Origin of the sequence: Singulisphaera chitinilytica (assembly GCF_049331405.1) — a bacterium.
Lineage (GTDB): Bacteria > Planctomycetota > Planctomycetia > Isosphaerales > Isosphaeraceae > PoT.
The window spans coordinates 5,565,429-5,587,912 of the sequence record NZ_CP186274.1; the positions used below are offsets into that span (position 1 = coordinate 5,565,429).

Consider the following 22,484-nt stretch of genomic DNA (forward strand, 5'->3'; position numbering starts at 1 on the left):
ACGGCCTTGCCGGTCGGTGGATGGGATCGAGTGTTCTCCCAAACCCTGCAGCGAGCAAGGCCGTCTCGCCATCTCAAAGCACCACCGCGGGCAAAATATCCGGGTCAGGCGGTCTACATCCGTTACGATGTGGACTCCGGAAGGGACCTCCTCCGGAGTTCCGTCGTGTACCAACCGCCCGAGGGGCCGCGAGTCATGAACCCTATCGTATACGCCATGAGGCGGCCTCTCACCGTCATGGTGGCCGTGGTCGCGGTCGCCCTGGGGAGCGGGCTCGCACTCTATCGCATGCCCGTCGACATCTTCCCGAATCTGAACCTGCCCGTCGTCTACGTCTGCCAGCCCTACGGCGGGATGGATCCCGCGCAGATGGAAGGGTTACTCACGAATTATTATGAGTATCACTTCCTCTACATCGGCGGCATCCACCACGTTGAGTCGAAGAACATCCAGGGCATGGCCCTGATGAAACTCTTCTTCCACCCGGGCACGAACATGGCCCAGGCGATGGCGGAGACGATCGGCTACGTCACGCGCTCGCGGGCCTTCATGCCTCCAGGGACCGTCTCGCCCTTCATCACCCGCTTCGACGCCGGGAGCGTACCGGTCGGCTACTTGACGCTCTCGAGCGAGACGAAGAGCATCGGCGAGATCCAGGACCAGGCTCTCTTCAAGGTTCGGCCGATGTTCGCGAGCCTGCCGGGGGTCTCGGCACCGCCGCCCTTCGGCGGCAGCCAGCGGACCGTCGTCGTCCGCATCGACCCCGACCGACTCCGCTCCTACAAGATGTCGCCTGACGAGGTCACCAGGGCCCTCGTCGCGGGGAACGCCATCAGCCCTTCGGGCAACATACGCATCGGCGATGAGATGCCGATCGTCCCCGTGAACTCGCTGGTCAAGCAGGCCGACGAGCTCAAGTCGATCCCCATCCGCCCCGGAGCAAATCCGACGGTTTACCTACGCGACGTCGCCACCGTCCAGGACGCCTCTGACACGACCACCGGCTACGCCCTGGTCAACGGCCGTCGCGCGGTCTACATCCTCGTCACGAAGCGGGCCGACGCCTCGACCCTCTCGGTCGTCCAGAACGTGAAGGCCGCGATCCCCTCCATGCAGGCCGTGCTCCCCGACGACATCAAGGTCGGCTTCGAGTTCGACCAGTCCCCCACCGTGACTAACGCGATGCGGAGCCTCGTCATCGAGGGAGCACTTGGAGCTGTCCTCACCGGGCTCATGGTCCTCGTCTTCCTCCGCGACTGGCGGAGCGTCATCGTCGTCGTCCTGAATATCCCGTTCGCGCTCTGCGGGGCGGTGGTCGCGCTCTGGCTCACCGGCCAGACCATCAACCTCATGACGCTCGGCGGGCTCGCCCTCGCCATCGGCATCCTCGTCGACGAGGCGACGGTCGAGGTGGAGAACATCCACACCAAGATGGAGACGGCCGAGAGCGTCCCTCGGGCCGTCCGCCAGGGCAATCTCGATACGGCCGTGCCAAGGCTGCTCGCGATGCTCTGCATCCTTGCCGTCTTCATCCCGTCATTCTTCATGCAGGGGGCGGCCCAGGCCCTCTTCGTCCCGCTCTCGCTCGCGGTCGGCTTCGCGATGGTCTCGTCCTACTTGCTGTCGAGCACCTTCGTCCCGGTCCTCTCGGCCTGGCTCCTGAAGCCCCAGCATCGGGCGGATCATGGCACGTCTCGGCGTTCGCTTCTCGGCCGAGCGAGCGATGCCTATCGTTCGACCCTCGGCGGGGTGGTCCTCCGATGGCTCGTCGTGCCCGCCTACCTCGCCCTCGCCTGGTTCGTCGTTGTGGGGGTCGGGCAGCAGCTCGGGATGGAGATCTTCCCCCGGGTCGACGCCGGGCGATTCCAGCTCCGCATCAAGGCCCCGGCCGGCACGCGGATCGAGAAGTCCGAGGGCATCGCGAAGGCCGCCCTGGCCGCCTTGACGGACGAGGTCGGCGAGGCCGGGGTCGAGATCTCCGTCGGCTACGTCGGCCTCATCCCCTCGAGCTATCCGATCAATGCGATCTACCAGTGGACGGCGGGCCCGGAGGAAGTATTGCTCCGCGTCGCCCTCCGCGAGTCCGCGAAGGTCGACGTCGAAGCCCTCAAACGAAAGCTGCGGGACAAGCTGACCCACGCGATGCCCGAGGTCCAATTCTCGTTCGAGCCGGCCGACATCGTGAGCGACGTCATGAGCTTCGGCTCGCCGACGCCGGTGGAGGTCGCCGTGAGCGGGCCGAACTACGCCGACGTCCGGGCCCACGCCGAGAAGGTCAGGGGCGAGCTCGCCAAGGTTGCCTCGCTCCGAGACCTCCAGTACGCCCAGGCCCTCGACTATCCGACGGTGGTCGTGGACATCGACCGTGAGCGGGCCGGCCTGAGCGGGGTCACGGCCGAGGAGATCGCCCGATCGCTCGTCACGGCCACCTCGTCGAGCCGATTCGTCGTGCCCAACTACTGGCCCGACCCGAAGACCGGGATCGGCTATCAGGTGCAGGTCGAGGTCCCGATCGCTGTCATGGACTCGGTCAAGCAGGTCGAGACCCTCCCGGTCCAGCGGCCCGGCGGGCCGACGCTCCTGCTCCGCGACGTCGCGAACGTCCGGCGCGACACGATGCCCGGCGAATTCGATCGCTACAACATGAAGCGATCCATCAGCCTGACCGCCAACGTGGTCGGTGAGGATCTGGGGGCGGCTTCGCGACGGATCTCGGCCGCCCTGGCGAAGACCGGGGAACCTCCCAAGGGGGTGGTCGTCGACGTCCGGGGCCAGATCGTACCGATGCGAGAGATGCTCTCGGGGCTCGCGTTCGGGCTCGCGGCGTCCATCGTCGTCGTCCTGCTCCTGCTCACCGCGAACTTCCAGTCAGTCCGCCTCGCCCTGGTCGCCGTTTCCACGGCCCCGGCGGTCGTCTGCGGCGTGATCGCCGCATTGTGGGCGACGAACACCACGATCAATATTCAGTCGTTCATGGGGGCGATCATGGCGGTCGGCGTCGCCGTCGCCAACGCGATCCTCCTCGTCACCTTCGCCGAACGTCGGCGTCGCGACGAATCCGCGGAGGCGGGCGAGGCCGCGATCCACGGCGCGGTCGATCGCCTGAGGCCCATCCTCATGACGAGCTGCGCGATGACGGCCGGCATGGTTCCGATGGCTCTCGGGTGGGGTGAAGGGGGCCAGCAGTCGGCTCCCCTCGGCCGTGCGGTCATCGGCGGGCTCGTCGCGGCGACGGCCGCGACGCTGTTCGTCCTCCCCGCCGTCTTCGCCCTGGTCCAGGGTCGAGTCGGCAGGACTTCCGCATCGGTCGACCCCGACGATCCGGAGAGCCGCTATTACGTCCGCCAGCCGATGGACCCGAACTTCTCGCTCAACGGGCACGGACACGACACGGTGTCGGTCGCCGGAGAAACGGATGGAGGGAGCCACTCATGAAATGCCTCTCCCACATGAGGAGCACAGTTCGAATGCGATCGATATCCGTCTCGCCCGGGACCTGGGCCGCCTTACTCGCCCTCCTCGGAACGACCGCAGCGGGTTGCGGTAAAGTGGCCGGCGAGTCCTCCGCACGGGCCGAGACTCAGAAGGCCGCCCCGGCCACCCGCGTCGTGACCGTACTTCCCGAGCGAGCGACCGTCAGGCGCGTCGCGGAACAGCCGGGGCAGATCGACCCGGCCGAGGTCACCCCGATCCATGCGAAACTCGCCGGCTATGTCCAATCAGTCTCCGTCGACATCGGGGACCGCGTCAAGGCCGGGCAACTCATGGCCGAACTCCGAGTCCCCGAGGTCATGGCCGAGCTCAAGCAGAAACGGGCGACGGTCGGGCAGTCCGAGGCGGAGCGACGTCAGGCCGAGGCGGCCGTGGCGGTGGCCCAGGCCGAGCTCGAGAGCGTCCAGGCGAAGGTCGCCGAGATCCGAGCGGGCGTCCGCGCGGCAGACGCGGACGTCGAGCGATGGCGGGCCGAGTTCGCCAGGGTGCAACAACTCGCCCAGGACAGGGCCCTCGTCGGGAGCCTCGTCGACGAGACCCGGAGCAAGCTCGGGGCCGCCGAGGCGAGCCGCGACGAGGTAGGGGCTCAGATCAAATCGGCGGAAGCGGCGATCGCCCAGGCGAAGGCCCTGCTCGACAAGGCTCGCTCCGATGTCCAGGCCGCCGCATCGCGCGTGGAGGTGGCCCGCTTCGATTCCGAGAAGGCCGAGGCCATGGTCGGATACATGAGGATCGAGGCCCCCTACGACGGCGTCGTGATCCGCAGGAAGGTCGACCGCGGCCAACTCACGACCCCCGGGGCATCGGCCGATCCGCTCTTCGTCGTCGCCCGCAGCGACGTCGTGACAATCTCCGTGGGCGTGCCCGAGTCGGACGCCACCACCGTCGAACCCGGCGACTCGGCCCAGGTCCGACTCATGGCGATGGGAGGTAAGACTGTCGAGGGTAAGGTGACCAGGACGGCATGGGCCCTCGACGCGTCGACCCGCACGCTCCTGGTCGAGATCGACCTGCCGAATCCCGGAGAGGTCTTGAGGCCTGGCCTCTATGCCTATGCAACGGTCGTCGTCGATGAGCATCCGGACGTGCTGACGGTGCCGTCGAAGGCGGTCGTGAAGGCGGCGGGAAAGGCTTACTGCGTCCTCATCGAATCGGGCCGAGCCAAGCGTCGAGAAGTGCAACTCGGCTACTCCGACAGCAAGAGGACCGAGGTGATATCCGGCCTGAGCGAGGGGGACGCCGTCATCGAGTCGAACGCGGCGACCCTGACCGACGGTCAGCCGGTCGAAGCGGGCAAGCCCTAGCCGAAAACTCGGCCCATAGCGCACAACCCGACCCTCGGGACGCCTCCTGGATCCCGTTTGGATTCAGCGGTCCTATCGCGATGAACGATTTTTAGCCTAAGTCCGGAAGTGCGTGGCCAGGGAGGGCCTCATGCCATTCAAGATCCCCCCGACCGGATTTTTGCTCGTCGGGATCGCGACCGCATTCGCTTCTCCGGGGAGCGCCGGCGAATCGGTGCCCCTTCTTCGCGAAATTGCGGCCCCGGCCCCTCGTCGGGTCATGGTGCGCGAACCTGCGGCTCCGGCCACTCACGAAGCCGTTCGGGAGATGGCCCAGGGTGCCACCAAACGGCCTGCCGAAGCGACGGCCTTGGCCACGAATCCCGATGACGCGATCGGAACTCCGCTCGTCCCGGGCCAGATCATCCGGCCCATCGACCTTCCCGATGCCCTCCGCCTCGCCGGGGCCAACGACCTGGACGTGGCCATCGCGAGAGAGCGGGTCTGCCAGGCGGTCGCCGACCTCCAGCAGGCCCGGGTCCAATGGCTCCCGAGCCTCTACCTCGGGCCCAACTGGATCCGCCACGACGGCCAGGCCCAGGTCGTCGAGGGGCAGGTCAGGACGATCAGCAAGAGCTCGCTCTTCCTCGGCGGCACGGCGGCGGCCGGCTCGAGCGTGAGCGGCCCCGTCCCGGCCGGCGGTCCCGCCCAGGTCTCCGGCCTGACCACGATCCTCCGCTTCTCGGACGCCATCTTCGACCCGCTCGCGGCGAGCCAGGTCGTCGAAGCCCGAAATGCCGGCATCCAGACCGCCACGAACGACGCGATGCTCGGGGTCGCCGAGGCCTACATGGACTTGCAGCAGGCGTCCGGGAACCTCGCCATCGCCCGGGAGGCCGCGGCGAATGCGGATCAGCTCGCCGCCCTGACGGCCTCCTATGCCCGGAGAGGGGCCGGCCTCGAGGCGGACCATCGTCGTGCAGCCACCGAACGAGAACGGCAGCGGAAGAACGTCGAGGCCGCCGTGGGCGAACTCGAGATCGCGTCAGCCGAGCTCGTGAGACGCACGAGGCTCGACCCGATGATCGTCGTCGCCCCCGTCGAGCCCCCGGAAACGATTCTCCGCGTCGTCCCCGAGAATTGCCCCATAGATACGCTCATCACCACCGGCCTCAGGAGCCGACCCGAGCTGGCCGAAGCTCAGGCCTTCGTCGAGGTCACCCTGACGCGGCTCAAGCAAGCCAAACTCCGGCCGTTCATCCCGAGCCTGGCGTTCCGCTACTCCGGCGGCGGCTTCGGGGGTGGGACGAACGACTTCTTCGGCAACTTCGCGGGCCGCAGTGATGCCGACGTGAATCTGTATTGGGAAATGCAGAATCTTGGATTCGCCGATCGCGCGATCGCGAAGCAGCGTGCCGCCCAGCAGCGGACCGCCGGCCTCGAGCTCATGAAGGTCCAGGACAAGGTCGCGGCCGAGGTGGTCCAGTCCGCGAAGGGGAGGATCGCGGCATCGCGTCGCTTGCAGGAGGCCGGTAGGGCCCTCCCCGAAGCGCAGGCATCGCTCTCCCTGAACCTGACGAGCATTCGACGCGGGGCGGGACTCCCCGGGGCGACCCGCCCCATCGAAGTCCTTCAACCGATCCAGGCCCTCGCCCAGGCCAGGGCCGACTATCTCGCGGCCGTCCTGGCCTACAACCGGGCGGAGTTCCGACTCCATCGTGCCATCGGTTCCCCTTCTCCTCAACAGCAGCCCATCGAGATCGTCCCTGTTGCAGACGTCGCCGGGAATCGGAGGCTCCCCCCCGAACCATCGATCGCGCGCCCCTCACAAGCCCAGTAGGCTCCCAATTCAGGATAGGCTCAAGATGGATTCCAGGGTGGTGCGAGTAATTGAGCGATGAGGGCGCCCAGGAGGGCCCGCTCACGAGCCCTGGCGTTGTGGACGACCTGGAAGAATCCCAGGTAGAGCGATGGCGATTCCTGCGGGAGCCCGCGGTGCGGGCGGAGCCAACTCCGCAGCGGCGAACAGAAGCCTTCCATAGTGTTGACGTGGACCACATGGGAGCCATCGCTCCTCGTCGCGGGCGTATTCGCCCCTCCCGCGACACACCGCCTTATGCCGATATCCCCACCCCTCCAGACGGCTGTCGATGTCGTACTCGTCGGTGTGGACCGGCGTCCTCGGCGCGAAGGTCGCCTGCTTCACGTCCTCCAGCATTCGGATCACGACCCGCCCGCCGCGCTTCAGCATCCCGAAGAGGCGATCAACAGCAACGGCGTGATGCCGGCCGTAGCCTCGGATCAGGCCCTGTCCTGCTCGCAGCCTGTAAGGCGAATACCCCAAGCAAGGCTCGGTCTTCGGCTACGTGTCTGGCTACGTCTGGATCATCGGCTTCCCCTGGTTCCCCCGGCATCAACCGCTACTTGCACCTCGGCCCCCCCAACACGATGGCCTGCAGTCCCGGCAACCCCATCTTCACGGCGGTCCTCGGCGACGCGGCCGGCAGCATCCCCCCGCGACGAGCAACCACCCCGGCGGGGTCGACGTCTGCATGGCCGATGGCTCGGTCAAGTTCATCAAGGACTCGGTGAACCTCGCGACCTGGTGTGCCCTCGGCACCCGCGTCAACGCCTTCTGACATCGGCTCGACGAGGAAAAGGATGCCCGGCGGTCGCCGCTGGCGACGACCGCCGGGCGTCCGGATGTCGCGTGCGGAACCCTCCGCCAGACCTCTCCTCGCGAGCCTTTTTCGCCCATGGGCGAAACATGTCCAGGTCGACCGGCCAATGCCTTGGGCTTGTCAAACTCGCCCGGAACTGGAATAACGAATATGAGACACCCGAGAATCCCGCTCGTGTACCCTCGGCCTGGCGATGACCCTGGCCTTCTCCGGCTGCGGACGGGGGGGCATCGAGATGGGAATGCCCAGCGACCTAACCCCGCCTCCGACGCCCCACGATATCATGAAGGGGGGATACCCCAAGATGCCCTACCTCAAGGGCATGAAGAAGCCGATCGCCGCCAAGAAGTGACCCGAGTTTCTCGATCGACCCCGGCTCGCCCACCTGCTATCCTCGACCTCGTCTCCTCCCACCGCGCCCACTGCCAACCAGAGGGCCAGAGGTACCCAAACCATGACGGCTCCGACGCATACGTTCGGAAAACCCTGGATCGGCCGGAAGGCGCGAGCCGCCCTGCTCTTCGCCTTGGCGCTCCTCTCCGCGGATTCCCAGGGGATGAGCGTTGCCCTCGGCGCCGAGGACCCGGAATCGGCGCGGATCGACTTCTTTGAGTCCAAGGTCCGGCCGATCCTGGTGGATCGCTGCTTCGGCTGCCACTCGACGCAATCGGGGAAGTTCAAGGGGAACCTGGCGCTCGACTCGCTCGAGGGGTTGCTCAAGGGGGGGGACCTCGGACCGGCCGTCGAGCCGGGGAAGCCCGACGATAGCCTGCTCGTCCAGGCGGTCGGATATGAGGATGCCTCGCTCAAGATGCCCCCCAAGTCCAAGATGCCGGATGGGGAGATCGCCACCCTACGCCAGTGGGTCGCCGGGGGCGCGACCTTCCCCAAGGCCAACGCCGTCGCCGCGAAGGCGTCGAAGTCGCGCGAGATCAACTTCGAGGAGGCCCGCAAGCACTGGTCGTATCAGCCGGTGACCCGCAAGGAGCCGCCGAAGGTCGCGGATCGGGCGTGGCCCTCGTCCCCCATCGACCCCTTCATCCTGGCGAAGCTGGAGTCTGCCGGGCTTTCCCCCTCGCCGAAGGCCGACCGCAGGACCTTGCTCCGGCGGGTCTCGTACGACCTCACCGGCCTGCCTCCGACCCTGGAGGAGATCGCCGCGTTCGAGGCCGATACCTCGGATGATGCCTATTCCAGGGTGGTCGACAGGCTCCTGGCCTCGCCACGCTACGGCGAGCGCTGGGGCCGGCACTGGCTCGACGTCGCCAGGTATGCCGATTCCAAGGACGGCGTCCTCATGTTCGGCGACGACCGCGTGCGGCCCTTCGCCTACACCTACCGCGACTACGTCGTCCGCTCCTTCAACGAGGATGCCCCCTACGACCGCATGATCCGCGAGCAGCTCGCCGCCGACGTCGTCGCCCCCAAGGATCAGCCCTGGCGCCTGGCGGCGATGGGCTTCCTGACGCTCGGCCGGATGTTCGACAACAACATCCACGACCAGATCGATGACAAGATCGACACGGTCGGCCGGGGCCTGCTCGGGCTGACGATCTCCTGCGCCCGCTGCCACGACCACAAGTACGACCCGATCCCCACGGCCGACTACTACGCCCTCTACGGCGTCTTCGCCGGCGCCGAGGCCCCGCTCGAACTCCCGCTCATCGACGACCCGGCAAAGACCCCCGCACGCAAGGCCTTCGAGCAGGAGGCCGGCGTGAAGCGTGCCAATATCCGCAAGTTCCTCGACGACAAGTATGCGTATCTGTCGGAAGAGGCCCGCACCCGCACGGGCGAGTACCTGACCCAGGCCGCGACCACGCCCCCCGACCCGCTCGAGACGGCCCTCTTCTTCATGTCGCTCGACCCCGGCCAGCTCCGGCCCCCGATCATCGCCCGCTGGCGCCGCTTCCTCAAGCAGCGGGCCGTCGCGAGCGACCCGGTCTTCGGCCCCTGGTCGGAGCTGCAGAAGTGCGACGAGGCGAAGTTCGCCGACGAGGCCCGCGCGGTCCTCGCCCGCTGGTCCGCGCGGCCCGACGGCACCGGGCCCGGCGGCCTCAACCCGCTGGTCAGGTCCGCCCTCGCGACGTCCTCGCTCGGCTCCTGGCCCGACGTGGTCAAGGCGTATGCCGACATGATCGGGCGGGTCTACTCCGAATCCAAGGCCACGCCCCCCGACCCCGGCGACGAGGCCCGCGCTCAGGTCCTCCGCCTGGTCAAGGGGACCGAGAGCCCCTCGTACTTCCCGCGCAGCCAGACGGTGGCCTACCTGCCCCGGGTCGACATCGACGCTTTCGGCCCGCTCCCGGTGGAGCTGGACCGGATGACCGTCAAGGCGGCCGATGCCGCGCCGAGGGCGATGATCCTGGTCGACTCCGACGAGCCGTATGCCCCGCGAATCTTCGTCCGCGGCAACCCCTCGCAGCCGGGCGAATCGGTGCCGAGGCGGTTCCTCCGCGTCCTGGCCGGCGACGCCCAGCCCCCCTTCCCCAACGGCGGCGGGCGGCTGGATCTGGCCAACGCCATCGCCGACCCCAAGAACCCGCTCACCGGCCGCGTGGCGGTCAACCGCGTCTGGATGCACCACTTCGGCGAGCCGCTGGTCTCCACCCCCGCCGACTTCGGCGAGCGGAGCACCCCTCCCACCCACCCCGAGCTGCTCGACGACCTCACCGCCCGCTTCATCGAGGGGGGCTGGTCCTTCAAGAATCTGCATCGGCTCATCGTTCTATCGAGCACCTATCAGCAGGCGAGCGTCGATCGGCCGGAGGCCCGCAAGCTGGATCCGGAGAACAAGCTGCTCTGGCGGGCGAACCGCCGGCGTCTCGACTTCGAGGCCATGCGCGACACGCTCCTGTTCGTCTCCAGGCGGCTCGACCTGACGATGTACGGCAAGTCGGTCGACGTGGCCAACGACCCGCAGAACGCCCGGCGCACGGTCTACGGCATGGTCGACCGCCAGGGGCTCCCGGCCGTCTTCCGCGCCTTCGACTTCGCCAGCCCCGACGCCTCGGCCGAGCGCCGGCCGATGACGACGGTCCCGCAGCAGGCCCTCTTCAGCATGAACTCGCCGCTGGTCGTCGAGCAGGCCAAGGCGCTGGCGTCTCGCCCCGACGTGGAGGCCTCGGCTCCCCAGGATTCGATCCGGGCCCTCTACCGGCTCGTCCTGGCCAGGCCCCCCGCCCCCGACGAGCTGGAGTCGGCCGAGCGGTTCCTCAAGGCCCCGGCCGACAGCGAGTTCGACCCCCGCGCGCAGCTCGCGCAGGTCCTGCTGATGACCAATGAATTAATGTTTGTGGATTGATATCGACATTTCGGCCCTCCCCACCAATCCAGACGAGGCGGACACGATGGACGTCGACCTACGACGCCGGATCACGCGACGCGAGGCGATCCAGAGGGCCGGGACTGGCTTCGGCATGTTCGGCCTGGCGGAACTTTTGGGCGAGGCCGGCGTGCTCGGCCCCCGGGCGGCGAAGGCCAACACCCCCGCCGCGGCGTCGTCTCTCACCCCGATGTCGCCCAAGCTGCCCCACTTCGCCCCCAAGGTGAAGCGGGTCATCCACATCTACTTGAATGGCGGGCCGAGCCAGGTCGACACGTTCGACCCCAAGCCGATGCTCACCAAGTATGACGGCAAGCCCTTGCCGCAGGGGAATTTCACCACCGAGCGACGCACCGGCGCCGCGCTCGGCTCCCCCTTCAAGTTCCGCAACCACGGCGAGAGCGGCATCCCCATCAGCGAGATCTTCGAGCGTACCGCCGCGCACGCCGACGACCTCTGCATCATCCGCTCGATGCACGCCAACACGCCGAATCATGAGCAGTCGATGCGGCTCATGAACTGCGGCGACGAGCGTCTCTCGCGCCCGAGCATGGGCGCCTGGCTGACCTACGGCCTCGGCTCGGAGAACGAGAACCTGCCGGGATATGTCTCCATGTGCCCCGGCTTCCCCGTCGCCGACGTCTCCAACTGGCGCTCGGCCTTCCTGCCGGGCGTCTACCAGGGCACATATATCGACACTCGCAAGGAGAAAGCGGACGAGCTGATCGAGAACATCCGCAACTCTTATGTCTCATCGCGCGAGCAGCGGCGCCAGCTCGACCTCCTGAGCGAGATGAACCGGCGTCACCTCCAGGGCCGCGCCGAGGACGACGCGCTCGACGCCCGGATCGCCAGCTTCGAGTTAGCCTATCGCATGCAGATGGAAGCGAGCGACGCCTTCGACGTCTCTCGCGAGCCCCAGCACATCCGCGACATGTACGGTCCCGGCATCCAGGCCCGCCAACTCTTGATCGCCCGACGCCTCGTCGAGCGCGGGGTCCGCTTCGTGCAGCTCTTCCACGGCGACGTCCAGCCCTGGGATAGCCACGCCAACCTCCCCACCGAGCACCGTAACCTCGCCCAGCAGTGCGACCAGGGCATCGCGGCGCTCCTGACCGACCTGAAGCAACGCGGGCTGTTCGAGGACACCTTGATCCTCTGCGGCGGCGAGTTCGGCCGCACGCCGTCGGTGGAGTTGGTCAACGGCAAGCCCGGCCTCGGCCGCGACCACAACCACTGGGGTTTCAGCGTCTGGCTGGCCGGCGGCGGGATCAAGGGGGGCCACATCCACGGCGCGACCGACGAGTTCGGCTACAAGGCGGTCGAGTCCCCCGTCCACGTCCACGACCTGCACGCCACGATCCTGCACCTCCTGGGCTTCGATCACACCAAGCTGACCTACCGCCACGCCGGCCGAGACTTCCGCTTGACCGACGTTCACGGGAATGTCGTGACCGAAATCCTCACCTAAGTCTAGCGTGAGGTGCCCAGCGCAATCGCATGCTCTCGTCGATGACATTAGGCCATGCGCATACCCTTGAAGCGACTACAGAGTTCCTGTTTCGAATTGGTCGAGAGGCAAGGCACGTAGGGCTGACGGAGGATTGTGCTCACTGGTCGAATCTGAAGGGTGGCTGGTAGACTGGCGACGCTGGTTGTGAGAATCAATCCAAGGCACGCCTGCAGCCTTCCGACCGATGAGACCCACCGCAAAGCCGATCGATCCGGCGTCGTCATTCGAACGTCGTTATCAGACCGTCCTGATCGTCGTCGCGACGCTCGTGCTGCTCAACCAGTTGCTGGTGCAGCCGGCACTGTTGCGGATCATGACCGATGCGCCGGTGATCAACGTCGCGGGCCGGCAACGGATGCTGAGCCAACGACTGGCCAAGGCCGCCCTCGCCATCGAAGTGGCGCGGGACGATGCCGAGCGCTCCGCGCGTCGGAATGAGGTGGAGGGTGTGCTCAGGCGATGGACTCTCGCCCATGAGTCCTTGCGTCTCGGCGATTCGGCAGGAGCCTCGGTGCGAGGTTCGAGTCGGTCGGTCCAACTCCGACTCGATCAACTCGAGCCTTCCTACCGCGAGATCCGCAACGCCGCCTCGGAACTCTCGCGAGATCCGGGGGCTTGCCATGATTGCGTCGCCAGGATCCTGGGGGCCGAGGCGACTTATCTCGAGCAGATGGATGGCGTGGTCGCACTCCTGGAACAGGAGGCGAACGAGCGGGTGGACCGGGTTCGACGCACGGGGTGGATCGTCACGGGGCTCATCCTGTGCGGCCTCGCCCTCGTCGGCAGGCTCAGCCTCAGGCCCGCGGTCGGGCTGATCCGACGCCAGATCCTGGAACTGGACGGGGCCCGCCGGGAACTCGAGGAGAAGGTCCGAGAGCGGACCCGGGACCTCGAGCATGAGTCCCGCGAACGCCTCCGGGCCGAGGAGCATCAGCGCAGGCTCGTCGAGCAATTCAGCCTCGTCGCCAGGACGACCACCGTCGGCGAGATGGCGACGGGACTGGCCCACGAACTCAACCAACCCCTCGGCGCGATCGCGAATTACGCCGAGGGATGCCTGATCCTCACCGAGCGACCCAGCCCTGATCTCGGGGAGATCAAGGGGGCGCTTCACAAGGTTTTGTATGCCGCGCTCCGGGCGGGTCAGATCGTGAGCCGGATCCGCAAGTTCGTGACTCGCCACGAAATCACCCGGGAATGGGTCGAGCCGAATCGCCTCGTCGCCGAGGTCCGCGAGTTTTTCCAGGAGGAGGCCGAGAGGCGTAACGTCCTCCTCCAAATCGAAGTGGCACCCCAGTTGCCCTTACTCTGGTGTGACCCGGTTCAGATCCAGCAGGTGCTCGTGAACCTCATCCGCAACGCCCTCGAGTCGCTGGCGAACCCGCAACCCACGGCAGCAGAAGTGGTTATACAAGTTCGCAAGGGCGAACCCGAGGGGCTCGAGTTCCTCGTCAAGGACAATGGAGAGGGCATCCCGGCCGATCGAATCGCCCAGGTTTTCGAATCCTTTTTCAGCACGCGTGATGAAGGGATGGGCATGGGCCTGGCGATCAGCCGTACGATCGTCGAGGCACATCAGGGTCGAATCGAGGTCGAATCGACGCCTGGAGAACAGACGACCTTCCGATTCGTGATCCCTCCTGACGGTGGCAGTGATGCTCGAGCCAGTGGTCTACATCGTTGACGACGATCCCGACATGCGGGACTCGCTGCGTTGGCTGATGACGACCGTCGGGCTCCGGGCCAGCGTCTACCCCTCGGCCGCCGAATTCCTCGACGACTTCCGCCCCAATCATCCGGGCTGCCTCGTATTCGACGTCCGGATGCCAGGGACGAGCGGCCTCGACCTCTATGAAAGGCTCGTGGCCCGGGGCCAGGGGATGCCCGTCATCTTCATCACGGCCTTCGCCGACGTCCCGATGGCCGTCCGGGCGATGAAGTCCGGGGCCATCGAGTTCGTCGAGAAGCCGTTCAATCGCCAGGAGCTCCTCGACCGCGTGCAGCGAGCGATCCGCGAAGACGCCGACCGCCGACGCGCCCAGGCCGATCGCGATTCGATCCGGAACCGATTCCGGAGCCTGACGGACAAGGAGCGCGAGGTCCTGGAATTCGTGAAGAGCGGCCTGCCCAACAAGGCCATCTCCGCGGAGCTAGACATCACCTCACGGGCCGTCGAGATGCGACGCTCGAGCCTGATGAAGAAGCTGGGCGTGACGTCCCTGGCCGAACTCCTCAGGCTCTCCATCCTCAGCGAATCCCTCGACAATTCATGAGCCTGAACGCCCTCGTGCCCGATTCCCTGGCTCGGCCTCGGGCCCCCGAATGGTCGCAGCGAATCGTTCCCACCCAGATCGCGACCACTTCCCTACAAAGGCTTGGCTGAATCCGCCTCGCGCGGGTCGGCCAAGGTTTGGGGCAGGATTTCGCGACAAAATCCTAGCGATCATCCCCGGCCTTGATCTCGACGGTGACGAGGTTGCCTCCCATGTCGGTGAGGAGGCCCTGGACGCGGACTTGGCCATCGGCGGAGGACTTGAGCTTGAGCGATTGTTCAAATGATTTGCTGCGGCCGGAGAGGGCGCGGCCTTCCACGACGAGGTCCTGCTCGGGGTCGAAGAAGGCGATGGCGCGCAGGGCCCTGTCGTCAGAAGCCGTGACCTGGACGCGGACGGCCGAGGCGCCAGGGCCAGGATTGCCGACCCACTTCAGTTCGAGGTTCGGCGGCGATTGGTCGGAGAAGTCGCAGTCGGGGGCGAGGTAGCGTGAGGAGTAGAGGATCCGGGCGTTGAGGTCGGAGAAGCGGGCGCGGCGATTGGGGTCGGGCTTGGCGGCGAAGTTCCAGCGGAGGTTGCGGAAGCCGTTGCCCATGATATCGACCTCGTCGCGGCGGCGGTCGTGGGGCAGGCCGAGCGCATGGCCGAGCTCGTGGGCGACGGCGCCGAAGCCATCCTCGATGAACTCGAAGCGGGGGGAGTCGGGGCCGCCGTGGCCGAGCGCGGTCCGGCCCTTGATCGGGGTCGCGTCGAAGAACATCGGCCGCTGCTTGGCGACCGTCAGGGCGCAGAACTCGGGGCGGAGGATCCAGGCGGAGAAGAGGCCGACGCCCCCATCCGACGAGATCCGCTGGCCGAGAGCGACGCCGCCGGGCCACTCATATTTGGCCTCGCCCGAGTCATAAGTCTCCGCCAGGATGAGGATCAGGTTCCGCCCCGGCTGGCCGACCGTCTTGGGGATCTCCGGCAGGACCGTCTTCCACTGGTGGTTCGCGTCGTAGTCGGGCGCGTGGTTGTAATAAGCCGCGGGGTGATTGCCCCGCACGAGGTGGACCGCCGGCTGCGCCCCATCCATCTCGAACGCCAGGCCCTTGCTGCGGATGCCCCGAGACTCGAAGTCCTGGCGATAGACCTCGGCGACATAATGCATCAACACCCGGATCTTGGCCGCGTAACTGGGCGTGGGCTCGCGGTCGGTGGGGACGAAGTAGCAGAGCCTGATCTTGTAGTCGGTGGGCGCCAGCCTGGGCAGGAGCCTCGGCTCCACCCAGCGTCCCTTGGTCAGCAGCGACCAGGCCACCGCGTCCCCTTGCCGCCACTCGGCCTAGTCGTCGTGGAGCCGCAGCCAGAGCATCCTGCCCCGGTCGAACAGCTCGACATAAGCCGCGTGCCGCCCCTTCTCCTCGAACTCGACTTCGACCCCCTCGAGGTTCGTCTCGAGCCAGAACTTCCCGCCGACCTTCCTGAAGGAGCCCTCCTTTCCGGCCGAGCTATACCGCCACCCTTCCCTGACGCGATCTTCCTTCGCCTCAGAAATGCCGGGGTTCATGCCCCAGGCATAGGACAAGACCAGGACGGCGAGCCAGAGCATTGGCCGAAGTCGAATTATTTTCATGTCTTGATTTAACTTGCATCGAGACACCCGCTTTCCATCGCGCCGTGAGTCCTGGAGACATGTCGACCCGCTCAAGTTGGTAGACCCTCGCCGAGGAGGCCGGGCGCTCGGCCGTTTACTTTTATTAACGCCTTCACGCGAAACAGCAATTGGCCCGGCCTTCGCTCTATCCTATCAGATTGAGCGAAGGGAAGCACGCGAGCGATCGCGTCGCCTCCACGGGTGTGATCACTCGGAGTAGAGCTTGCCTTTTACGATCAACACTATTGCGAATACCAATTCGTCTCGCTGCACGAAGGACGCACTCATGACCGTGCCCGACTGCGATTCGTCGGCGTAGTGGGATGTATCTCGCCACATGTGGCCGTATTTCTGACGGAGGGCCTGGCGGTCGAGGCCATGGATCTCGAGGGGGGTGGGTTGATGGCTTGGGTCATAGGATAGGGTCCGGGCGATCTTGCCGACGAAGATCATGCCGGGTTCGATTTGGGAGCCGACACGGGGGAGGCCCGATCCTTCGAGGTGCAACGTCGTCGAGGCATCCACCAGGGGGAATAGATCCCATGTGAATTCCTCGAGGGAACCCGTCTCACCCACATCCTGACGGATCTCGATTTTCATGAACATGTGCTCCCGCCTGGCCGCGCAATCAGGCCACATATGGCCGTCAGAAGTTCATTTCCAGCGGCACCTTACATTTACATGCTAGCAAAAAAGCGGATCGCATCCCGAAGTATGGCTCGGGATGCGATCCTTGATATCAACGTCGATGAGGCAAAAACCTCAGAGTTAGCCCTGGGAGATGCCTCCGTTGAAGAGCTGGGCGGGGCGGGCGGCGGCACGGGGGCGGAAGGCGTCCCAGGCGCGGGTCCTGTTGCCGCGGAAACGCGGGGTGGTGAAGTTCCTCTGGCGAGCCGAGGATGACAGGCGGAAGGGCTGGACCAGGGAATTCTTCGGCAGGGCGATGCTCGAGGGGAGGCCCTCGCCGATGAACGTAGCCGTGGGGCGGCCGATGCCGGAGATCAAGTCGGGGCCGGTGGCGATCGCGGCGGTCGAGACGGTGAAGACGTTCAGGCCGGCGGAGGGGTACGGGGGCTCGTCCGGGATGGGGACCGGATCCTGGAGGGCGCCGTAGTGGTGCTTGACGTTGGTGCCGCCGTCGAGGACGAGGACGTCGGAGGCCCCGTTCGGCCCCTCGCCGCGGTTGAAGTGGTTGAAGCCGATGTCGTTGCCCGAGCCGGCAAGCACCGTCTCGCGGTAGACGTCGTCGCCGGCGTCGAGGACGTTGTTGCCGTTGCCGCCGTCGAGGACGTCGAAGCCGTCGCCGCCCAGGAGGACGTCATTGCCGTCGGCCTCATTCGCGGGGTCGGGCTGGTGGACCTCGCGGAAGACGCCGTTGCCGCCGTGGAGCCGGTCGTTGCCCACGCCGCCGACGAGGAGGTCGTCGCCGAAGCCCCCTTCGAGGAGATCGTCACCCGCCTGGCCGAAGAGCCAGTCGTTGCCGTCGCGACCCCGGAGGATGTCGTTGCCGTCACCGCCGAAGAGGAAGTCGACGCCCGGGCCGCCGTCGATCGTGTCGGCCCCGACTCCGCCGAAGGCCACGTCGCTCCCCGCACCCCCGTAGATCAGGTCATTTCCGGGGCCGCCGGTGATCAGGTCGTCGCCGTCGCCGGCGTCGATCTTGTCGTTCCCCTGCTCGCCGATGATCTTGTCGTTGCCGGTGCCGCCGAGGATCGTGTCGTCGTCGTCGCCGCCGAAGATCAGGTCATCGCCGGCGCCCCCTTCGATGCCATCGGCCCCCGTCCCGCCCAGGATCGAGTCGTTGCCGTCGTCGCCGAAGAGATGGTCGGCCCCGCTGCCGCCGTCGATCGCGTCGTTGCCGGTCCCGCCCCGGATCGTGTCGACGCCGTTACCGCCGTCGAGGAAGTCGTTGTCGGCCCCGCCGTCGATCGAGTCGTCCCCCTCGCCGCCCCTGGCGACGTCGATCCCGGCGCCGCCGAGGATCGTGTCATTGCCGTCCTCGCCATAGAGGGCGTCGTTGCCGTCTCCCCCTTCGAGCCGGTCGTTGCCCTGCTCGCCGTTGAGGACGTCGTTGCCGCCGTTGCCGAGGATCGTGTCTTCGCCCAGGCCGCCGTAGGCCACGTCATTGCCGGCCCCGCCTTCGATGCGGTCGTTGCCGGCCCCGCCGAGGATCGCGTCGTTGCCGTCCTCGCCGAAGATCTGGTCGGCGTCGTCACCGCCGTCGATCGTGTCGTCGCCGTGGCCGCCGAGGATCGTGTCGGCCCCCTGCTCGCCGAAGATGTTGTCGTTGCCCGATCCCCCTTCGAGGTGGTCGTCGCCGACGCCGCCGTGGATCTCATCCGCGCCGTCGCCGCCGCTGACCCTGTCGTTGCCGTCGTCGCCGAAGAGGAGGTCGTTGCCGGAGTCGCCGTCGATCTCGTCGTTGCCGAGGCCGCCGTGGACCTCGTCATTGCCGCCGCCGGCGTGGACCTTGTCATTGCCGTCGCCGGAGTTGATGAGGTCGTTGCCGTCGGTGGCGTCTTCCTCGACCCCGTCGCCGTAGATGAGGTCATTGCCGGGCTCGCTGAAGAGGCCGACGCCCGGCACGTTGACGATGCCGATCGTGTCGTTGCCCGCACCCCCCTTGAGGGTGTCGCCGCCGGCACCGCCGTTGATGGTGTCGTCCCCCTCGCCGCCGTGGATGTCGTCGGCTGCGCCTCCGGCCGGGTCGGGGTTGAGGATCTGGAAGATGGGGGTCAGCAGCGGGCTCGAGCCGACGCCCGTGCCCACGGCGTCGCCGAGGAGGAGGTCGGAGCCGCCGAGCCCGAGGATCGTGTCGGCCCCCTGCCCGCCGAGGATCGTGTCGGCGAACTCGGTGCCGGTCAGGGTGTCGTTGCCCACGCCGCCCAGGATCCGGGTCGCCCCGCTGAGGATGTCATTGCCCGAGCCGCCGTCGAGCTGGACCGAGATCAACGGGAGGACGTCGGGGTCGACCTCGATCTCGTCGGATCCTCCATTACCCCGCACGTTGAGCCAGTCCTGGTCGCTGGTGTTGAAGAGCCGCACGAGCGCGGAGAGCCCGGCGACCTCCACGTCGGCCGTGTTCGAGGGGGCGACACCGACCTTGTCGGCCGCGCTCGAGCCGTTGACGATCACGATGTCCTGCGTGCCGCCGACGCCGAGGTCGACATCAACCAGGGTGACATCCGTCGTGGTGAGCGAGTCGATGGTGAAGAGGTCGCCCGCCGAGCCGCCGATGAGGCTGATCTGCTCGACGTCGGCGGTGTCGGCCGAGCCGGCGCCCAGGACCGCCACGGCCCTGTTGCCATCCGAGAGGAGGAAGAACGAGTTGGACGCCGCCGGCAGGCCGCTGAACGTCAAGGAGTCGAGGCCGGTGCCCCCCTCGACCACGTCCTCGCCGTCGCCGGCGCCCCTGATGAAGGCGTCGGAGTCGGCCCCGCCGAAGAGGTCGTCGTCGCCGCCGTTGCCGGTGATGGTGTCGTCGCCGTCGCCCCCTTCGATGCGGTCGGCCAGGCCGCCGCCGATGAGGGTGTCGTCGCCGAGGCCGCCCAGGATCAGGAGGGAGACGACGGTCGTCGCCGAGCCGTCGACGGAGTCATCGCCGTCGCCGGCATCCACGCGGGCCTCGATCGCTAGGGCGGTCAGCGTGATCGTGTCGTCGCCGTCGAGCCCCTCGACGAGGATCCTCGTGATGTTCGCGACCTGGCTCACGCTCTGCGCCCCGTCCACCGCGATCGTGACGATGTTGAGGGCCTGCGTGACCGCGATGGTGTTGGCACCGTCGTGCCCCCTGACGACGATCTGGTTGAACCCGGGGCCGCCATCGACCGAGTTCTGGTCGACGCCGGCCCCGATGAAGAAGAGGTCGTCGCCGGCGCCGCCGATCAGGTTGCCGCGGGCCTCCTCGAACACGTCGTCGCCATCGCCGCCGTCGAGCCGGTCGGCCTCGCCCCTCAGGGTGTCCTCGCCGTCGTCGCCGAAGAGGCGGACGGCCAGCAACCCGGCCACGCCGGTCGCCAGCAGGACGTCGTCGCCGCCGAGGGCCGAGACGCCGAAGATGTCGTCGGTGTCGAACCCGGAGACCTCTACGGTGTAAGAGAGGCCGGTCAGCCTGGCGAGGTCGGGCGTGATCGCCGAGACGGCCAGGTCGTCGGCCACGTCGCGGGCGAGGACGTTGACCTCGTCGAGGTCGATCAGGTCGTCGCCGAGGCCGATGCCGACGTGCGTCACGGCCGTCGAGCTGAGGTCCTCGATCGTCACCACGTCGGCGCCCGTGTCGAGCAGGAGTTCGACCCCCTCGACATCGGTGACGTCGAGCGTGGCCAGCACGCCACCGAGGATGGTGACCTCGAGCCCGACCCCGTTCGACGCGAGCGTGATGTCGTCGGCGAAGAGGCTCCCGGAGACGATCAGGCGATCCTGCCCGGTGCCGCCGTCGATGACGTCGTCGCCGCTGTTGCTGAAGATCGTGTCGGCGCCGGCGCCGCCGTTGATGGTGTCGGAGTTGGAGCCGCCGTCGATGGTGTCGGAGCCGTCCCCGCCGTCGATCGTGTCCACCCCCGCGCCGCCGTTGATGAAGTCGCCGAAGCGGCTGCCGACGATGGTGTCATCGTCGTCGCCGCCGTCGATCGTCAGCGGGACCGAGGAATTGGCCCCCTGGATCGAGTCGTCGCCGGCGCCGCCGTTGATGACGATCCCGGTCAGGCCGAAGGGGGTGGCGAAGTTGTCGAGCAGGAAGGAGTCGCCGCCGCCGAGGCCGTTGAGGGTCAGGGTCGTCTTGTTCTTGAAGTCGATCCGCTCGAAGTCGTCGACCTGGACCCGGCCGTGGCCGATGAGATTCGAGGCCAGGTAGTGGATCTCGTTCTCGGCCGCCGTTCCGGCGACCGTGAGGTTCGCGGCGACGACGTCGTCGATGATCGGCTCGAGGCCCGAGAAGAAGATGGAGACCTGCGAGCCGCCGTCGGAGTAGAGGACGCTGCCGGCGTCGCTCGCGGGCCCGACGTTGTACGTCCCCTCGAGGCCGTCGCCCCCCTGGAGGTGGAGGCTGTCGAAGTCGGCGCCGCCGTTGTAGAAGATCTCGGTGCCGTCGAGGTCGGCGTCGTAGAGGACGTTGAGGGTGTCATTCCCCTCGTCGCCGTCGACCGCGATCGGGATCCCGAGGAACTGGTCGATGTGGATGGTGTCGTTGCCGGCCAACCCCCTGATGACGAGGCCCGAGGACGTGGCCAGGTCGAAGAGGGTCTCGGTGCCGTTGACCCTGACCGAGATCTTCGTGTCGTCGTCGGCGAGCTTGACGATGATCGTGTCGTTGCCCCCCGTAGCGACGACGACGCGGGTCTGGGCGTCCTCGACGAAGTTGTGCTGCATCGTCCTGATCGTCGAAGGCGCGTTGATCGTGTAGCCGAAGGCGAGCTGGAGGATCGTCGCGTCGATGTCGGAGATCAGCTTGCGCAGGACGGCGTCGCTGCCGACTGGCGGGTCGTTGGTGGCACGCCCGGCATTCATCAGGTCATAAGGGAGGATCGGCAGGTCGGCGACCCGGGGGCCTTCATACGTGTGCGAGCCTCCCACGTCGGTGAAGGCCGCCCTGACGAAGCGCTGGTCGAAGAGGCGAAGCACCCCCGGGTCGTCGAGCGAGGCGACCGGGTCGCTGAAGCCGGTGTCGGTCGTCTGGTCGAAGAGGATCGAGCCCGCGATCCCCATCGCGTGGCCGAGCTCGTGGAGCGTCGTGCGGAGGAAGTCGTTCGCGCTCGTGCCGTCGAAATACCCGGCGAACGGCGTGAGGAGGTTGTCGAACTCGTCATCCGTGTCGGGATTGGCGTCGAAGTACCAGTTCGAGATGTCGGAGTTGAGCTCGATCTTGGCCGCGTAAGGCTTGCCAAAGATATCGGCCTGTAGGTCGAACGTGCGGCCGTTGAGGTTCTGGGGCGGGTCGAGGGTGCTGAAATCGAACGCGCTGATCTCGATCTCATACGTGTTGTCGGCGACCGGCTCGTTGATGCCCCCCGAGTTCGCGTAGTTGAAGTTGTCGATCACCTGCTCCCAGAGGTCGATCGCCGTGTCGACGATCTGCCTCGCCGTGTCTTCGTTCGCCCCATAGAGGTCGAAGTTGTCGCTGACACCCCGGTTGGTCCAGTCGATGGTCGAGAGCACGACCCGACTCTCCAGCAACTCGATCAGGCCTATCTTGCGGCCGCGCTTGGCGGCATGACTGCGTGAAGTGGACGTGGGGAGGCGATAAGCGGACTTGCGCCTGGGAAGCTTCATTGGTGTCTCTTCAT

The 22,484-nt window shown here is 67.0% G+C and carries 13 protein-coding genes; 8 read left to right on the forward strand and 5 right to left on the reverse strand.

The features are described 5' to 3' along the window. Positions 1–195: 195 nt before the first annotated feature. The 3 genes from ACOYYX_RS22285 (at position 196) to ACOYYX_RS22295 (ending at position 6,615) form a co-directional block, all read left to right on the forward strand. Entirely contained in the window at positions 196–3,435 is a 3,240-nt protein-coding gene (locus ACOYYX_RS22285; RefSeq protein WP_422923810.1) for an efflux RND transporter permease subunit, read from the forward strand. A gap of 32 nt (positions 3,436–3,467) precedes the next feature. Continuing rightward, positions 3,468–4,796, forward strand: coding sequence for an efflux RND transporter periplasmic adaptor subunit (locus ACOYYX_RS22290; RefSeq protein ID WP_422923812.1), 1,329 nt, complete (start codon positions 3,468–3,470; stop codon positions 4,794–4,796). A 130-nt stretch (positions 4,797–4,926) separates the two neighbouring features. Continuing rightward, the gene (locus tag ACOYYX_RS22295) at positions 4,927–6,615 is read left to right on the forward strand and encodes a TolC family protein (RefSeq protein WP_422923814.1); all 1,689 of its coding nucleotides are present in this window, start codon (positions 4,927–4,929) and stop codon (positions 6,613–6,615) included. Between the two features lie 20 nt (positions 6,616–6,635). Here ACOYYX_RS22295 and ACOYYX_RS22300 read toward each other — a convergent pair whose 3' ends face one another. Continuing rightward, positions 6,636–6,833, reverse strand: a complete 198-nt coding sequence (locus tag ACOYYX_RS22300; RefSeq protein WP_422923816.1) for a hypothetical protein — start codon at positions 6,831–6,833, stop codon at positions 6,636–6,638. A gap of 308 nt (positions 6,834–7,141) precedes the next feature. Here ACOYYX_RS22300 and ACOYYX_RS22305 point away from each other — a divergent pair, with 308 nt between their 5' ends. The 5 genes from ACOYYX_RS22305 (at position 7,142) to ACOYYX_RS22325 (ending at position 14,567) form a co-directional block, all read left to right on the forward strand. Continuing rightward, positions 7,142–7,414, forward strand: coding sequence for an H-X9-DG-CTERM domain-containing protein (locus ACOYYX_RS22305; RefSeq protein ID WP_422923818.1), 273 nt, complete (start codon positions 7,142–7,144; stop codon positions 7,412–7,414). 496 nt (positions 7,415–7,910) lie between these two features. Then, positions 7,911–10,760 (forward strand): PSD1 and planctomycete cytochrome C domain-containing protein, encoded by a 2,850-nt coding sequence (locus ACOYYX_RS22310; RefSeq protein WP_422923820.1) that lies wholly within the window; start codon positions 7,911–7,913, stop codon positions 10,758–10,760. Positions 10,761–10,806: 46 nt separating this feature from the next. Then, entirely contained in the window at positions 10,807–12,252 is a 1,446-nt protein-coding gene (locus tag ACOYYX_RS22315; protein ID WP_422923822.1) for a DUF1501 domain-containing protein, read from the forward strand. Between the two features lie 226 nt (positions 12,253–12,478). Further along, positions 12,479–13,978, forward strand: coding sequence for an ATP-binding protein (locus ACOYYX_RS22320; protein ID WP_422923824.1), 1,500 nt, complete (start codon positions 12,479–12,481; stop codon positions 13,976–13,978). After that, positions 13,950–14,567: a response regulator transcription factor gene (locus ACOYYX_RS22325; RefSeq protein WP_422923825.1), complete on the forward strand. Its 618-nt coding sequence runs from the start codon at positions 13,950–13,952 to the stop codon at positions 14,565–14,567. The genes ACOYYX_RS22320 and ACOYYX_RS22325 overlap by 29 nt, the downstream gene beginning before the upstream one ends. 163 nt (positions 14,568–14,730) lie before the next feature. On the opposite strand, the gene ACOYYX_RS22330 is transcribed toward ACOYYX_RS22325, so the two are convergent. From ACOYYX_RS22330 to ACOYYX_RS22345, 4 genes are all read right to left on the reverse strand, one after another. Beyond that, positions 14,731–15,867, reverse strand: a complete 1,137-nt coding sequence (locus ACOYYX_RS22330) for a hypothetical protein (protein ID WP_422923827.1) — start codon at positions 15,865–15,867, stop codon at positions 14,731–14,733. A 24-nt stretch (positions 15,868–15,891) separates the two neighbouring features. Then, a complete protein-coding gene (locus tag ACOYYX_RS22335) occupies positions 15,892–16,158 on the reverse strand; it encodes a hypothetical protein (protein ID WP_422923829.1) in 267 nt (88 codons plus the stop codon). A gap of 252 nt (positions 16,159–16,410) precedes the next feature. Beyond that, positions 16,411–16,803 (reverse strand): hypothetical protein, encoded by a 393-nt coding sequence (locus ACOYYX_RS22340; protein ID WP_422923831.1) that lies wholly within the window; start codon positions 16,801–16,803, stop codon positions 16,411–16,413. A 168-nt stretch (positions 16,804–16,971) separates the two neighbouring features. Continuing rightward, positions 16,972–22,470 carry a calcium-binding protein gene (locus tag ACOYYX_RS22345; RefSeq protein WP_422923833.1) on the reverse strand — a complete coding sequence of 1,833 codons (5,499 nt, stop codon included), beginning with the start codon at positions 22,468–22,470 and terminating at the stop codon, positions 16,972–16,974. Positions 22,471–22,484: the final 14 nt, after the last annotated feature.

Excerpts from the sequence above, each read along its gene's own strand:
- ACOYYX_RS22290 (WP_422923812.1), top strand. The coding sequence starts at position 3,468 with ATGCGATCGATATCCGTCTCGCCCGGGACCTGGGCCGCCTTACTCGCC.
- ACOYYX_RS22335 (WP_422923829.1), bottom strand. The coding sequence starts at position 16,158 with ATGCTCTGGCTCGCCGTCCTGGTCTTGTCCTATGCCTGGGGCATGAAC.
- ACOYYX_RS22295 (WP_422923814.1), top strand. The coding sequence starts at position 4,927 with ATGCCATTCAAGATCCCCCCGACCGGATTTTTGCTCGTCGGGATCGCG.
- ACOYYX_RS22285 (WP_422923810.1), top strand. The coding sequence starts at position 196 with ATGAACCCTATCGTATACGCCATGAGGCGGCCTCTCACCGTCATGGTG.
- ACOYYX_RS22325 (WP_422923825.1), top strand. The coding sequence starts at position 13,950 with ATGCTCGAGCCAGTGGTCTACATCGTTGACGACGATCCCGACATGCGG.
- ACOYYX_RS22340 (WP_422923831.1), bottom strand. The coding sequence starts at position 16,803 with ATGAAAATCGAGATCCGTCAGGATGTGGGTGAGACGGGTTCCCTCGAG.
- ACOYYX_RS22315 (WP_422923822.1), top strand. The coding sequence starts at position 10,807 with ATGGACGTCGACCTACGACGCCGGATCACGCGACGCGAGGCGATCCAG.
- ACOYYX_RS22345 (WP_422923833.1), bottom strand. The coding sequence starts at position 22,470 with ATGAAGCTTCCCAGGCGCAAGTCCGCTTATCGCCTCCCCACGTCCACT.
- ACOYYX_RS22310 (WP_422923820.1), top strand. The coding sequence starts at position 7,911 with ATGACGGCTCCGACGCATACGTTCGGAAAACCCTGGATCGGCCGGAAG.
- ACOYYX_RS22320 (WP_422923824.1), top strand. The coding sequence starts at position 12,479 with ATGAGACCCACCGCAAAGCCGATCGATCCGGCGTCGTCATTCGAACGT.